Raw genomic sequence first — 14,751 nt, 5'->3', positions numbered from 1 at the left:
AGCAACCTCACCCAAGCTTTCGAAACTGATGTCTCTTGCTGCATAGATCAGGATGCTCCAGGCAACCGCAATGCCAATCCCCAAACCAGGAGACCAGCCCCGCGACGCGGCGCAAAAACACCGCCGCCTGCGCATCCCTTCTCACAACACGGTATCAACTTGTCCAAGAAACCGCAGCGCCCGTTCGGAAGCCGCATCGGCCGACGTTCAGTCTCCGGTGAGGAGCGAAGCGCCGAGGCCATCTTATCTAGAAGCTTTGACTTTCGATGTCAAGCGGTCATTTCTTCGTGGCCGCCGTTTTCTACTTTGCCTCAGCTTCTGTTTCCCTTGCGGCGTCGCCGTTTCGTTGGCGGCCACCGCGTCGGGAGGCGCTTTATATGCGGGAGCCTTCGGGCGAGCAAGCGCTTTTTCTCCGCCTCCGTCGATTTTTGAAACATGCCTTCGTGACAGACCGGAAATGTCCGGCCAAAGCCAACCGACGACACTTTGTCCATGGCGGCGGGTGAGTCCAAATCACCTCATTGCTTTTTTCTTGGGCACAAACGGTCCGTCTTGCGAATGATTTCATCCGCATCCAGCTTCCTGAAGACGGGAGACGCGGGCAACACCGGTGTCTCCACAAAAAGAACGATCAGGAGGACGCCGTGCATCTGTTCGACCACCCCGACTTCGACGGCCATGAGCAGGTGGTGTTCTGCTGCGACCCCGCGTCGGGACTGCGCGCCATCATCGCGATCCACGACACCACGCTGGGGCCGTCGCTCGGCGGCTGCCGCATGTGGCCGTATGCCAGCGACTGGGAGGCTCTGCGCGACGTGCTGCGCCTGTCCCGTGGCATGACCTACAAGTCGGCGCTGGCCGGGTTGCCGCTGGGTGGCGGCAAGTCGGTGATCATCGGCAACCCGCGCACGGACAAGAGCGAGGCGCTGCTGCGCGCCATGGGCCGCAACGTCGAGCGGCTGGGCGGGCGCTACATCGTCGCCGAGGATTCCGGCACCAGCGTTCCCGACATCAAAACCATGGCGCTGGAGACGACCCACGTTTCCGGCATCGCGGAGAAAACGACCGATGGCGGCGCCACGCGCAATGGCGATCCGTCGCCCGCCACCGCCTACGGCGTCTTCGTCGGCATGAAGGCTGCGGTGCACCACCGCCTCGGCCGCTCGGACCTGGAGGGGCTGAAGGTGGCGATACAGGGCGTTGGCCATGTCGGCGCCCACCTCGCCCGCCATCTGCGGGATGCCGGCGCGCGGCTGTGGATCGCCGACATCGACGCGGAACGGGTGCGCCAAGTCGCCGACACGCTGGGTGCCACGCCGGTCCGTGTTGATGAGGTCTTCGATCTGGACGTGGACGTGTTCGCGCCCTGCGCGCTGGGAGCCGTTCTGAACGACGACACCGTGGCCCGTCTGTCCGCCCGCGTCGTGGCCGGAGCCGCCAACAACCAGTTGGCCGGGCCGCGACACGGGCAGGCTCTGTTCGACCGAGGCATTCTCTACGCGCCGGACTACGTCATCAACGCCGGCGGGGTCATCGACGTCTATCACGAGCGCACCGGATACGATCATGCACGGGTGATGAGCCAGATCGAGGCCATCGCCGACACGCTGACCGAGATCTTCGCCCGCGCCGACGCCGAACGGAAGCCGACCGCCGTCGTGGCCGACCGCATGGCGTGCCAGCGCGTCGGCCGGGCACGCTGAGGCCTCCCCGCACCAGGAACGGGCCGGCCAGGAACCGGCGGAAGAGCGCGATGTTGGACGGATGGTCGTCCTTGCGGCGGCCATCCTTCTCCAACAGGGAGCAGTTCCATGGCCGAGTACGAGAACAGGTGGAGACACGACCGGAACGATCTCCACGATTCGGACGAGAATCGCAGGCGGTGGCGTGGTGACGTGGACCGCGATCTTCTGGAAACCAGCCGCAGGCTGGAGCAACGGCACGACTACAGCCCGGACCTGATCGCGGACCTGCGCTATTTCGCCGGGGCGGAGAGTGGCCGCGATGACAGTGATCGCGATTACAGTAACAGCGCTTATGGCGCGCCCCGCCGGCATGCGGATAACCGCCACCACCAAGCCTCTCATGACAGAGGGCAGCATTACGGAGGGTTGGGGCCACGCGGTTACACCCGGTCCGACGAGCGCATCCGGGAGGACGTCAACGACCGCCTGACCGACGATCCCTATGTGGACGCCTCCGACATCGAGGTGACGGTGAGCGGTTGCGAGGTTACCCTGTCCGGCACCGTCGATGATCGCCGGGCGAAACGCCAGGCAGAGGATGTCGCCGAGTCCGTGTCCGGAGTCCGCTACGTGCAGAACAACCTGCGCGTCCGCCAACCGGCCCATGGCGGCACGGCCACGTCGGCCGGCGCCTCGGCGATGAACGAACTGGGCCGCGCGCCATACCTCTACGATCCCTATCGCGGCGCCCCGTACCTGCGCCGCTCCTGACCGGCCCAACCAGCGCGCAACGTCTGTCTTCCTCAAGGCTCCCGGCGGCGACGACACCCGCGCCGGGAGCCGGATTTCGCCCGGCCCGTGACAACCGCGCAAAAGTGATAATCAATGTGGAGACGGTCACAATTTTGCTCTATTCCATAGGGTGTATCGCCCAGACCTGACCTGAATGCGGCGATGATGAAGGTCGTTCGCGAATGGTTGCAGGCATGGGTGTCCCCTTTTCTCGTCCCGCAGGCGACGCTCCCGCATGGAAGTTGTCCCTTCGTCCGGCCTGGGGTGTGCTGCTGGCCGCCTTGCTCGCGGCGGGAACACCGACACTCGGCGTCGCGGCCGAACCGCAGAAGGTCGAGCCGCAGAACGGGCGCGGCGCGTTGCTGCCCTCCGGCACTGTCACGACCGTCCGTCAGGAGCCGACCAAACAGGAACCGTCCAAGACCAAGCCCCGGACCGACGCCCCGGCGGCCGCGATGCCCGCCGCGACGGCAGCCAACGCTTCGGCCCCCGCCGCCCCGGCCGAGCCTCGGATCACGCAGGCGTTGCGATTCGGCATCTACCGCAAGGAAGCGGACGCCTGGGTCGATTGGAAGTCGCTGGTGCGCCGCCAACCGGACATGGTGGCCGATCTCGTCCCCCGCGTGGTTCCGCTGAAAGCCGGCGCGCCTGATGAGGGCTATGTTCTGCTGGCCGCCCCCCTGCCCGACCTGGACCCGACCTTCGTCTGCCGGCGCATCGTCGGCGGCGGCGGCAGTTGTCTTGTGGTGGAGGCGCCCGACGTTCCGCTCGGCCCGCCGGCGAAGATCGCAGACGGCGACAGCAACGGAGTTGTTACCTACACCCCGGACCAGAGCCGGGAGATGGTGGAGATCGAACGGCAGGCGGCGCGGCTGTCGCGCATCACCGCGATCGTGCCGGGCTTCGACGCACAGATCGATGTGGGTGCGCTGAAGGCCAGCCGCTGGAACCTGTGCGCGCTGACCTTCGACGACGGCCCGCACCCGGCGGTCACGCCGCGCATCCTGGACATTCTGCGCGCCGAAAGCGTGCGCGCGACCTTCTTTCCCATCGGCAACGTCGCCGTCCGACATCCGCGCATCATCCAGCGGATCGTGCAGGAGGGACACGAGGTCGGCAATCACAGCCTGACCCACCCCAACATGCGCAACCTTCCCGCCGAGGCACAGCGCGCCGAGGTGGCCGAGACCAACCGCGTTCTGGCGACAGCCGGGGCCGACCCGGTGCTGTTCCGTCCGCCGGCCGGCCGTTACAACCAGGACACCCTGAAGGTTGTCCAAGAGGAACGCATGAGCCCCGCGCTGTGGAACGTGGACACGCGCGACTGGCTGACCCGCGACGCCGAGAAGATCATGGCGCAGGTCGACGCGGCGGGCGCCATAGGCAGCGTCGTGCTGATGCACACGACCTACAACGCCACGGCCGAAGCGCTGCCGAAGGCCATCGGGCTGCTGCGCACGCGCGGTTGCCGGTTCGTGACCCTGTCGGAGTGGATCAGCAGCCTGACCAGCCTCGCCACCCCGCGCATCGCCCAGAAATGATGTCGAAGAGCGTTCGCGCAGAATGACATTGGGCCGCCCGGATGAGGCGGCCCAAAGTCTCGCAAGGTGTGTAAGCGACGCTGCCTTTACGCCGCGCTTTTGGCGCGGCCGCGACCACGGCGGGCGGGCTTGGCGGGCTGGTCCGCCTTCTTGCCGAGGCCGATCGACTTCGCGAAAGCCGAACGCTGCTCGGCATAGTTCGGCGCCGTCATCGGATAGTCGGCCGGCAGGCCCCACTTGCGGCGGTAATCGTCCGGCGTCATGCCGTAGGCCGTGCGCAGATAGCGCTTCAGCATCTTCAGCTTCTTGCCGTCTTCCAGGCAGACGATGTACTCGGGCGTCACCGACTTCTTGATTGGAACGGCCGGGCGCAGCTCAACCGGTTCCGGGGCCGCCGGCTTGCCGGTGCCGGACAGGCTCTGGTGAACGATCCGGATAAGGTTCGGAAGATCATTCACGGCAATCTGGTTGGAACGGACATAGGAGGCGACGATCTTCCCGGTCATCCCGACCAGATCCGTGTTCGACATCTCCGACCCGTCGGTGTCGCTGCTTTGCATGTTTGTTTCCTTTGCGAGCGAATGATCCTGCGCGCAGCATGGTCAAAGTGATGCGTCGTGCGCAAGCCTGTTATCGTCATAAACATGCAGGCGAGTGATGTGTTTCACGCAGCACAACCGCCGGCCCGCGCCAGTCAAGCCGCAATACAACGCAACGAACCAAAAATGGCTGTGCGCTCAGGCGCGGAAACGCTCGCTTTTGATCAGGTCGGCGTACCAACGGGCCGAGGCTTTCGGCGTGCGTTTCTGAGTCGCGAAGTCCACGTGCACGATGCCGAAACGGTTGCCGTAACCGCTTCCCCACTCGAAGTTGTCGAGCAGCGACCACACGAAGTAGCCGCGCACGTCGGCACCGGCGCGAATCGCCTCATGCATTTTGGCGTTGTAGAGACGCAGGTAGTTGATGCGGTGCTGATCGTCGATGGCGCCGGATTCGTCCGGCGTATCGTTGCCGCCGCAACCGTTTTCGGTGATGACGATGGGCATGCGGTAGCGACGGGTGATCTCCAGCAGTTCGTCCCGGAAGGCATCCGGGAAAACCGCCCAGCCGACCCCATGGGTGGGCGAATCGGGCGGTGCATCGCCCCACCCGTATCCCCAGGCCCTGGTCGGGTCCGCCTTGGCGAAGATCGGGCCGTAATGGTTCAGGCCGAACCAGTCCATGGGCCGGCAGATGCGCGCCATGTCGCCGGCCTGGACGTAGGGCTCGATGGCCTTGGCGACGCGCGGCGAATAATGACCGAGCAGTTGCGGATCGCAGAAGGCGAGATTCCAATGCTCGTCCAGCAGGGCCGCCGCCTCGACGTTCTCCGCCCGGTCGCCCTCGGGCAGGACACGCTGGCGGTTGTGCACGGCACCGATGGAGGCCCCCGGCACCAGATCGCGGATCACGTCCACCCCGGCCCCGTGGGCGAGATTCACATGGTGGATGGCGCGCAGATGCTGTTCGCGGTCGGTGATGCCGGGCGCGGCCCAGGGAATCGCATAGCCGAACAGGGTGAAGACGGAGAACTCGTTGAAGGTGATCCAGCGCTTCACCCGGTCGCCGTAGCGGCGCGCCAGCAACGCCGCATAGTCCGCGTACCAGCCCGCGCAATCCCGGTTCGCCCAGCCGCCCTGGTCGTGCAGCGCCTGCGGCAGATCCCAATGGTACACGCACAGCCAGGGCTCGATCCCCGCCGCCAGCGCGCCATCGATCACGCGGTCGTAGAAGTCGAGGCCCTTGTCGTTCACCGCCCCGCGCCCGCGCGGCAGCACGCGCGGCCACGCCACCGAGAAGCGGTACGCATCCACGCCCAGGTCGCGCATCAGCGCGATGTCGTCCTCATAGCGGTGGTAGTGGTCGCAGGCGACGTCGCCGGTGTCGCCGTTGACGACTCCGCCGGCCGTCCGGCAGCGCGTGTCCCAGATGCTCGGCCCGCGCCCGTCCTCGGCCGCCGCGCCCTCGATCTGATAGGCGGAGGTGGAGACGCCCCACACGAAATCGCTTCGCAGCTTGGTTTTCGCGAGCGCTTCAGCGTCGGGCTTTTCCAGGATTGCGTTGGTCTGGGACATGGCTTTCTCCGCCCGGCTGAACAGTCCTTTCGGGCGGACCACTCACACCGTGATAGTACCTTTGGCATGGTGGCGAGGGAATGGGCATAATTGGGTCATTGTCCCAGCGGACATTATTCCAGCGGAGCGTCCCGCCATGCCCACGCAGACCCCCGAAGCACGCGCACTCGGCCTTCCCGACGACTTTCTGTGGGGGGCCTCGACCTCCGCCTTCCAGGTGGAAGGAGCAGCCGGCGAGGACGGGCGCGGGCCGAGCGTCTGGGACACCTTCTGCCGCCTGAAGGGCCGGGTGGACAACGGCGACACCGGCGACGTCGCCTGCGACCACTACCACCGCTACGCCGAGGATGTGGCCCTGATGCGGGACCTCGGCGTCGGCGCCTACCGTTTCTCCATCTCCTGGCCGCGCGTGCTGCCGCGCGGGCGCGGCGCGATCAACGAGAAGGGCCTCGACTTCTACGACCGGCTGATCGACCGGCTTCTGGAGGCCGGAATCGAGCCCTGGGCCTGTCTTTACCACTGGGATTTCCCGCAGGCGCTGCACGACCTCGGCGGCTGGTCCAGGCGCGACAGCGCGGGCTGGTTCGCCGATTACGCCACGCTCTGCGCCCGGCGCTACGGCGACCGAGTGAAGCGCTGGGCAACCTTCAACGAGTTCTCGGTCTTCACGCTGTTCGGCTACGCCTTCGGCTGGGGCGCCCCCAGCATCGCCGACCGGGCCGAGCATCTGAAGGTCATCCACCACGTCAACCTCGCCCACGGGGCCGGGGTGGACGTTCTGCGCGCCCTCGTCCCGAACGCCTCCATCGGCGCCGTGCACAGCTACCAGCCCTGCCGACCGGAGGACGATGCGCCGGAGAACGTCGAGGGGGCCGCGCTCTTCAACGAGCTGTGGAACCTGACCTTTCCCGACCCGCAGATCCTCAGCCACTACCCGCCGCGCATCGCCCAGGCCATCGAGCCCTATGTCCAGGCCGGCGACATGGCGCGCATTGGACGCCCCATGGACTGGTTCGGCGTGAACCACTACGCGCCGGTTTACGCCAAGGCGGAGCCGGGCATGGTGTGGGGCTGCGGCTTCGGGTCCCCGCCGCCGGACATGCCGCGCACCAACATCGGCTGGCCCTACCAGCCCGACGCCTTCCGCGAGGCCCTGCTGGACCTGACCGGCCGCTACCGCCTGCCGATCTACGTGACGGAGAACGGCTACGGCACCAAGGCCGCCGAGACGCCCGACGAGCGCGGCATGATCAACGACACCGAGCGCCTCGACTATCTGCGCGCCTGCATCGGCAGCATGGCGGAGGCCCATAAGGCCGGCGCCGACGTGCGCGGCTATTTCGTGTGGTCGCTGCTCGACAACTTCGAATGGGGCGGCGGCTACGGCACCCGCTTCGGCATCGTGCATGTGGACTTCGCCACGCAGAAGCGGACGCTGAAGGAGTCGGCCAAGTGGTACGCGCGGCTGATCGGGGGGAGGGTGGCCTAAAAACTCACCCCACCGTCTCAACCGCCCCGCATACCTCTTCCCTCACCTGGACCGCGCCATTCACCCGTTCCAGCACCAGCTTGCGGCTGTGGTGGGCTTCCAGGCCGGGATGGCTGCCGATGGTCAGCACCGTCGCGGCTGGGACCTCCTCCTCGATCAGGCGGAACATGTCGTGCTCGCTCTCGGGGTCGAGGCTGCCGGTGGCGTCCTCCAGGAAGATCCAGTCCGGCCGGCGGATCAGCAGGCGGGCGAAGCCCAGGCGCTGCTGCTCGGGCATGGCCAGCACCTCGTCCCAGGAGTCCTCCTCGTCCAGCTGCGGCAGCAGGTGGCCGAGCCCGACGCGTTCCAGCGCCGCCGTGGCTTCCGCATCGCTGACCCGCTCCGGTCCGACCGGGTAGCTCAGCGCCGCGCGCAGCGTGCCATGCGCCAGATAGGGGCGCTCCGGCATGAAGAACACGCGCGTGTGGGCGGGAAGCGCGATGCGCCCGTGCCCCCACGGCCAGACCCGCGCCACCGTCCGGGACAGCCGCACCGCCGCGCCGGGATCGCCGACGATCAGCACGCGCTCGCCCGGCTTCACTTCGAGGTTGAAAGGCTTGATGACCAGCTTGCCGTCCGGCTCCGCCACCGACACATCGCGGAAGGTCAGGGAGGTTTCGTCGTCGGAGCGGACCACCACGATGCGCTCCGTCCCTTCGCCGCCGATCTCGCGGTCGAGGCGCTGGAGCGCCGTGTTCAGGCCCAGCACGCGCTCCACCGACGCCTTCCATTCCGCCGCGCGGGCGAGGTTGTCGATGGGCCAGGACAGGGCGCCGACCGTCTGCTGGAAGGCCTGCGCCGTCTGCATCAACACGCCGAGCGAGATGGTGCCGGCGATGTAGCTGGGTGCGGCCACCAGAATGGGGAAGGCCGCCGACAGCACCGAATAGGTCGCGCTGAACACCATCATGTTGGACAGCGCCCGCGTCTGCCCGTTCCAGCCCTGCTTCACGCCGCCCAGCAGGCCGACGATGCGGTCGCGCTCGCCCGATTCGCCGTGCAGCAGCGCGATGGCCTGCGCGTTCTCCCGCACACGGGCGAGGCCGAAGCGGAAGGACGCCTCGTTGCCTTGGCGATGGTTCACGGCCTTCACCAGCGGCCGGCCGACCACCAGCGCGATGGTCGTGCCGATGGCGGCGTACATCAGCGCGATGTAGAGCAGGTAGCCCGGCACATGGAAGGTGGCGCCCAGCACCGTCACCTCCGGCGCGCCGGACAGCATCCACAGGATGTTGGTGAAGCTGATCAGCAGCAGGGCGCAGTAGGACAGCGACAACCCCAGATCGATGGCGACCTCGGTGGAGATGCGGATGTCCTCGGCGATGCGGCCGTCCGGGTTGTCGTGGTCGCCGGGCAGATATGTGACCTGATGCTGGCGCCCGCGCGTCAGCCAGTCGTCCAGCAGCTTCTGCGTCAGCCACGTCCGCCAGCCGATTTGCAGGCGCCGTTTCACCCGCAGGTGCAGGATGGTGTTGGCGATGTTGAACAGGATGATGACGCCGACCGCCCCGATCATCGTGACGAAGCGGTCCATGGAGCGCGCCTCCAGCGCGTCGAACAGGCGCTGGCTCCACAGGTTGATCAGGATCGGAACGATCACCTGGCCGACCGTCAGCAGCCCCAGCGCCGCCGTCAGCAGGCGGACCGACCATTTCTTCTCGCTGGACCAGTAGCCGCCGGCCAAATCGATGAACTGGCGGGCGAAACCGGGCGATGCCGGATGCGAGGATTTGATCGACATGGCCTGTTCCGCCCCAACCTGACGAAATACCTCCTTACACTAACGAACGGATTATTACCAACAGCTTGCCTCAAACCTCATCTAGGTTGAGCCGGCGGCTTCGCTTCGTTCGCTGTCACGAATTTGTACCGCCCCGCCAGTAGAGTGGGTGATGGCGGTGTGGGCGGCCCAGGCGGTCCCGGCGTCGATTTCCACCTCGAAGTCGAAGAAGACCGTCCGCCCGTACAGGCCGTAACTGCCGTCGGGAATGTCGGTGAACAGGTGCACCACCATCGCCCCCTGCCACGGCGTCGTCAGCGCCGCCGCGAGGCCCAGCGCCCGGCGCGGCTGGTCCAGCACCATCCACCCGCTGGAGGCCAGAATGCCCTCCTCCCGCTCCGCCTCGTCCACCGTGACGGAGGGCGGGGCGACCACCAGCTTGCAGGCGATGGGCGTGCGGCAGCGCGGGTCCTCGATCACCGCGTGACCGCGCACGGCGACCACGCCCGGCACGTCGTCCAGCGGGATGCAGGCCGACGTCTTCTCCCCGTACAGCGGGTGCAGCAGGATGCGCCCGTCCCGCAGCAGGCCGAACCACGGAAAGGTCGCCTTGTGGTCGCGGCCCTTGCGCACCTGGGCCAGCACCGGCTCGGTCAGCGGCCAGACCAGGCGGTCGGGCAAGGGGTGCGCCGCCAGATGGCTGGCCGGCCCGTACTCCACCCCCGGAATCCCGCCCCACAGCCGCAGGGACAGCATGCCCGCTCCCCCGCCGGCCCGCGCCGGGGGCGCCACCGCGAATTCGTCGAGCAGCCCGGCCGGAGACAGCGACAGGCGCGGCGGTTCGGTCACGACGCCGACCGCCCCAATGCGCAGCTCCAGCGTGCGGTCCATGCGCTCGCACGCCGTGGGCAGACGCAGCGGCAGCCAACCCTCCCGCACCGCGTGGAACGGAATGCGCCATTCCGCCAGCATCCGCCCCGAATCGACGGCGTGCAGCGCGGCAGCGAAGAATCCCCCGCCCTTGGGCGCGCTGTCCACATGCAGGTCGATGCCCACCAGCCCGCGCGCCCACATCGGCACCCGCTGCACGATCTCGGCGGTGCCGGCGGTGGCGGTCTTACGCCCGTGGCGCAGCGGCACCGGCATCGCCCCCGCCGGCTTCGGCGTGGCGAAGACGAGACGCGGCGGCGACAGGCGCAGGTTGTCCAGCAGTTCCACCGCTTCCGGCGGCAATCGCGCGGCCTGCCCCCATTCCTCCCGCAGGGTCGAGAGGTTGCGCTGGATGTCCTGGTTGCGCCGGTGCAGCCCGCCGATCTCGTCCAACGCCTGCCCCAGCAGGGCGCGCTGAATGTCCATGGCCGAGCCCGTGCGCAGGACCGGTTCGCTCCCCGCCCCGCCGGCCTCGTTCCACCACGCGAGCAGCCGCTCCGCATCGCCCTTCACCGCTTCGCCCCGCGCCCACAGGCACCAGACGTTGGCCGGCGGCACCGCCAGCGGGCGCAACGGCACCGTATCGTCCGTTGCGTCGAATTCCGGTGGGCAGAGCAAATAACCGCCGTCGTGCCGCATCAGGCACAGCGTGCGCATGGGCAAGGCGCCGGTGTCGGCGTCCTCCGTGCGGCGCACGACGATGACCTTGGGGGTGCCGTCGTAGAGCGAGGCGAACAGCGTCGCCGGTGCCGAGAGCTTCATGGTGGCTCCTTTATGATACGGCCGGCGGGGACAGAGCGGGGCAGTCCCGCCAATCCGCCTCGTCGCCGACCTCCTCCCCTTCCCAGCGCCGAAGCTTGTCGAGCGGCAGGGCAAGCGCCTGACACAAACGGAACGTCCGTGCATCCAGCGGAACGATGGTCTGGTAGGCATGCTCGAACGCGGCGCAGGCGTTGACCACGTCGGCGGGCGCCCTGCCCTCCTCCGCCAGCCCCAGCGCTGCCCCCAGCACTGCCCAAGTCGTCACACCCAGCTTGCGCAGACGCCCCATCAGGCTGTGCGCCGGCCCGTGCTGGATGGTGACCACCAGATCGAAGGCGGCGAGCGTCCCCGCCGCCATGTCCTCTTCCTCGCGCAGACCCGGCACCGGCGTGCCGAGATAGGCGTTGCGGCGCGTCAGCGGCCGTTCCGGCAGCACCAGCGGTGCCGGAAACGGGATGATCGACCCGAACAGGTCCGCCGCCTCTTGCGACCAGCGGACCGTCCCGCTCCCCATGGCGACGAGGTGTGGTTCCCACCCCTGCCCGCGCAGCCACCCGGCCAGCCTCATCGCCAGATCGAGCTTCTCCGCCGCGCCCGGTTCGACCACCAGCGCGGCCGTACGCCCATTCCCTTTCGGCAGCACCGGCAGGACGGAGGGTAGCTGGTGCACCTGCCAGCAGACATCGCGCGGCGACGCGACCCCCGACCGGTAGCGGTCGATCTGCGCCGACGCCCAGCCCCCGACCGCCTTGTCCGACCACTGCGCCGCCAACGCCTCGTAGAGGGACGCCAGCGCCGTATCGGCTGTCCGGGCGACGGCAACCGGCCCCGGCACGCACAGCCGCAGGTCAAGCCGTGCCTCGACGCAGGGCTTGATGTAATCGCGCTCCAGTTCCGGCGCGCCGGTCGGCTGGGAGCGCACCAAGTCCAGCAGAATCCGCGTCTCCAGCGCGACGACGTCCGCCCCGCCGGACGGCAGCGGCGTCGGCTGCGTGTCGTCTAGACCGATGGCCGTCCCGCGCCACTCCATGGCGCAGGTCTCGCCCACCTCCAGTGTCACCCGCCCGCTGACCACCATAGCCTGGGCGGCGGCGCGCTCCAGCGTCCACAGCACGCCTTGCAACAGACGTTGGCGCAGCAGTAGCCCGTACAGGCCCGAATCCATCACCGTCAGATGGCCGGGGCAGCCCGCATAGTCCGGCCGTTCCGGCGCGCGCAGGATGCACCGGGCGAAGTCGGCCAGCGGCAGATCCTCGCCGTCCTCCCCTTGCCCCCCTTCAGTCGGATCGGTGACGCAGCGGACCACGCCCTTGTCGGGCAGATAGACCGCGTAGCGACGGCCGACGGCCGCCTCCGCCTTGGCGATGGCCTTGACGGCAAACAGCTTGGGATGGCGGCCCTGAATGTGGGTCAGGATCGGGCGGTAGTCGCGCTCCGATTCCGTCAGCATGCTCTCGCCGCGCCGCCGGTAACCGAAGCCGGAGTACGGCACATGCACGCCCCGGAAGCCGCGCTCCAGCCCTTGCAGCCAGAATTCCCAATCCTCGCTGCCCTGGCGCATCGCCTCATCGAAGCGCAGGCCGGCGTCGAGCAGGCGACGGGACGCCATGCTGCCGGCCTCGCTGACGTTGCGGAACAGGTGCTCCAGCGGCGAATAGGGGCCGGACATGTCGCAGAATTCGAAGAAGCCGAACTTGTCCACGTCCGGATAGGCCCAGCCGACCTCCGGCCCGCCGGCCCGCAACGCGTCCAGCATGCGTTGCAGCAGGTGCGGCCGGATGCGGTTGTCGCTGTCGAGGAAATAGACGGCCTCCAGCGCCGGGAAGGCGTCCAGAGCAAAGGCGATGCCGCTGTTGCGCGCGGCGCTCAAGCCGCCGTTGCGCTTGTGCAGGTAAAAGAGCCTGCCGGGGTTCGCCGCCGCGAATTCCCGGCACACCCGATCCGTCTCCGGAAACGGGCACCCGTCATTCACCACCACGACCGCGTAGGCGAAGTCCGTCTCCTGGGCGAGCGCCGTATCCAGCGCTTCCGCCAGCAGGCCGGAGTGCTTGTAGGTCGGCACGACGATCGCCGCGCGGACATCGTCGGTGTCACGGGCTTCGGCCGGGGGGTTCAGGCAAATGGATGACATGACGTATGGATGCGATGAATGTGCATCCTGATTACCGCCGACCACGCCGGTCGCGGGCGTGATAATTCGGGGATCCCGGATCCGGGTTTATTCTGATTCTCGAAACAAAGGGTCCTGACAGTCGCACGAAGATGCAAAAACGCGAAGGGGAGAGGGCGCGCGCCTCCCACCTCCGCGTCTTCGAGTCTTCGTGTGAAAAAGCTTCACAAACGCTACAACTTGCCGCTCCTGGCAACCTCGCTCAAGAACCGGTAGCTGTCCTTCGGCGTGCGCGTCAGCGTGTCGTAATCGACCCGCACGATGCCGAAGCGTTTGCTCAACCCGAACGCCCATTCGAAGTTGTCGAGCAGGCTCCAGCACAGATAGCCCTTCACATTGGCCCCATCGCGCAGAGCCTTCGCCACCTCGGTCACATGGTCGCGCAGGAAGGCCACGCGCTCCGCGTCATGCACCTGCCCGTCGGCGTCCACCACGTCGTCGTATGCCGCCCCATTCTCGGCCACGAAGACCGCCGGGTTGCCGTAGTCGCGCTTGAACTCCATCAGCAGGTCATAAAGGCCATCCGGCTGCACCGGCCACGCCATCGCGGTCCAGCGGTCGCAGTGCGCATCGCCCCACCACACGTCGAACGGGTGCCCCGTCTCGTGCTTCATGGTCATGCGCGAGTAGTAGTTGATGCCCAACAGGTCGATGGGATAGCGGATCGCCTCCTCGTCGCCCGGCAGGACGAAGTCCTTCATCTTCTCGGCCATCAGCTCCGGGATTTTCCCGCGCATCACGCCGTCCAGCGCCACCCGGTTCCACACCGCGTCCCAGCGGGCCGCCGCCGCGATGTCCTCCGGCTTGTCACTCTCCGCCCGGCAGGGCTGGAGGTTGATGACGGTGCCGAGCGTCAGCCCGGAATGCTCCGCCGCGATGGCGCGCAGCGCCGCCCCCTGCGCCAGGTTCTGGTGATGCAGCGCCCGTAGGATGCCAATCTCGCCCAGCTTATGACCGGGCGCATGCTCGCCGGTGCCGTAGCCGTGCGTGGCGACCACGTTCGGCTCGTTCAGCATCATCCAGTCCTTGACCCGGTCGGCAAGCCGGGCGGAGACGATCCGGGCGTACTCGGCAAACGGCCCGATGACCTCGCGCCCCTGCCAGCCCCCCTTGTCCTCCAACGGTTGCGGCAGGTCCCAGTGGTAGAGGCAGGCCATCGGCCGGATCCCGGCCTCCAGCAGCCCGTCCACCAGCCGGTCGTAGAAATCCAGCCCGGCCTTGTTCACCGCGCCCGAGCCCGTCGGCAGGATGCGCGGCCACGCGATCGAGAACCGGTAGGCGTTGAAGCCCGCGTTCTTCAGAAGCGCCACGTCCTCCGCCCAGCGGTGATAGTGGTCGCAGGCGACGGCGGCGCTGCTGCCGTCCTGGATGCGGCCGGCGGCGGTGAAGGTGTCCCACACGCACGGGCCCCGGCCGTCTTTGTTGACGGCCCCCTCGATCTGGTAGGCGGCGGTGGAGGCTCCCCACAGGAAGTCCTTAGGGAAAGTGAAGGGTGCCATAGCGGGACTC

The 14,751-nt window shown here is 67.7% G+C and carries 10 protein-coding genes; 4 read left to right on the top strand and 6 right to left on the bottom strand.

Features of this window, described 5'->3' with window-relative positions:
• Positions 1-644: 644 nt before the first annotated feature.
• The 3 genes from J2852_RS24785 (at position 645) to J2852_RS24775 (ending at position 4,018) form a co-directional block, all read left to right on the top strand.
• On the top strand, positions 645-1,703 hold the full coding sequence (locus tag J2852_RS24785; RefSeq protein ID WP_209880844.1) for a Glu/Leu/Phe/Val dehydrogenase: 1,059 nt from the start codon (positions 645-647) through the stop codon (positions 1,701-1,703).
• Positions 1,704-1,811: 108 nt separating this feature from the next.
• Entirely contained in the window at positions 1,812-2,456 is a 645-nt protein-coding gene (locus tag J2852_RS24780; RefSeq protein WP_209880842.1) for a BON domain-containing protein, read from the top strand.
• A gap of 263 nt (positions 2,457-2,719) precedes the next feature.
• A complete protein-coding gene (locus tag J2852_RS24775) occupies positions 2,720-4,018 on the top strand; it encodes a polysaccharide deacetylase family protein (RefSeq protein WP_246499957.1) in 1,299 nt (432 codons plus the stop codon).
• An 86-nt stretch (positions 4,019-4,104) separates the two neighbouring features.
• On the opposite strand, the gene J2852_RS24770 is transcribed toward J2852_RS24775, so the two are convergent.
• A complete protein-coding gene (locus tag J2852_RS24770) occupies positions 4,105-4,578 on the bottom strand; it encodes a Ros/MucR family transcriptional regulator (RefSeq protein ID WP_209880841.1) in 474 nt (157 codons plus the stop codon).
• A gap of 177 nt (positions 4,579-4,755) precedes the next feature.
• On the bottom strand, positions 4,756-6,132 hold the full coding sequence (locus tag J2852_RS24765) for a GH1 family beta-glucosidase (protein ID WP_209880839.1): 1,377 nt from the start codon (positions 6,130-6,132) through the stop codon (positions 4,756-4,758).
• A 136-nt stretch (positions 6,133-6,268) separates the two neighbouring features.
• Between J2852_RS24765 and J2852_RS24760 the strand changes: the two genes are divergently transcribed.
• Positions 6,269-7,621: a GH1 family beta-glucosidase gene (locus J2852_RS24760; protein WP_209880838.1), complete on the top strand. Its 1,353-nt coding sequence runs from the start codon at positions 6,269-6,271 to the stop codon at positions 7,619-7,621.
• 4 nt (positions 7,622-7,625) lie between these two features.
• Here J2852_RS24760 and J2852_RS24755 read toward each other — a convergent pair whose 3' ends face one another.
• The 4 genes from J2852_RS24755 to J2852_RS24740 form a co-directional block, all read right to left on the bottom strand.
• Positions 7,626-9,401, bottom strand: coding sequence for an ABC transporter ATP-binding protein/permease (locus tag J2852_RS24755; RefSeq protein WP_209880837.1), 1,776 nt, complete (start codon positions 9,399-9,401; stop codon positions 7,626-7,628).
• Positions 9,402-9,482: 81 nt separating this feature from the next.
• Positions 9,483-11,072 (bottom strand): DUF6212 domain-containing protein, encoded by a 1,590-nt coding sequence (locus J2852_RS24750; RefSeq protein ID WP_209880836.1) that lies wholly within the window; start codon positions 11,070-11,072, stop codon positions 9,483-9,485.
• Between the two features lie 10 nt (positions 11,073-11,082).
• Entirely contained in the window at positions 11,083-13,203 is a 2,121-nt protein-coding gene (locus J2852_RS31705; RefSeq protein ID WP_246499956.1) for a glycosyltransferase family A protein, read from the bottom strand.
• Positions 13,204-13,415: 212 nt separating this feature from the next.
• Entirely contained in the window at positions 13,416-14,741 is a 1,326-nt protein-coding gene (locus J2852_RS24740; protein WP_209880835.1) for a GH1 family beta-glucosidase, read from the bottom strand.
• Positions 14,742-14,751: the final 10 nt, after the last annotated feature.

It is taken from the genome of Azospirillum soli (genome assembly GCF_017876165.1).
In the GTDB taxonomy this organism is placed as follows: Bacteria; Pseudomonadota; Alphaproteobacteria; order Azospirillales; family Azospirillaceae; genus Azospirillum; species Azospirillum soli.
This window is presented reverse-complemented; position numbering and strand designations above follow the sequence as displayed.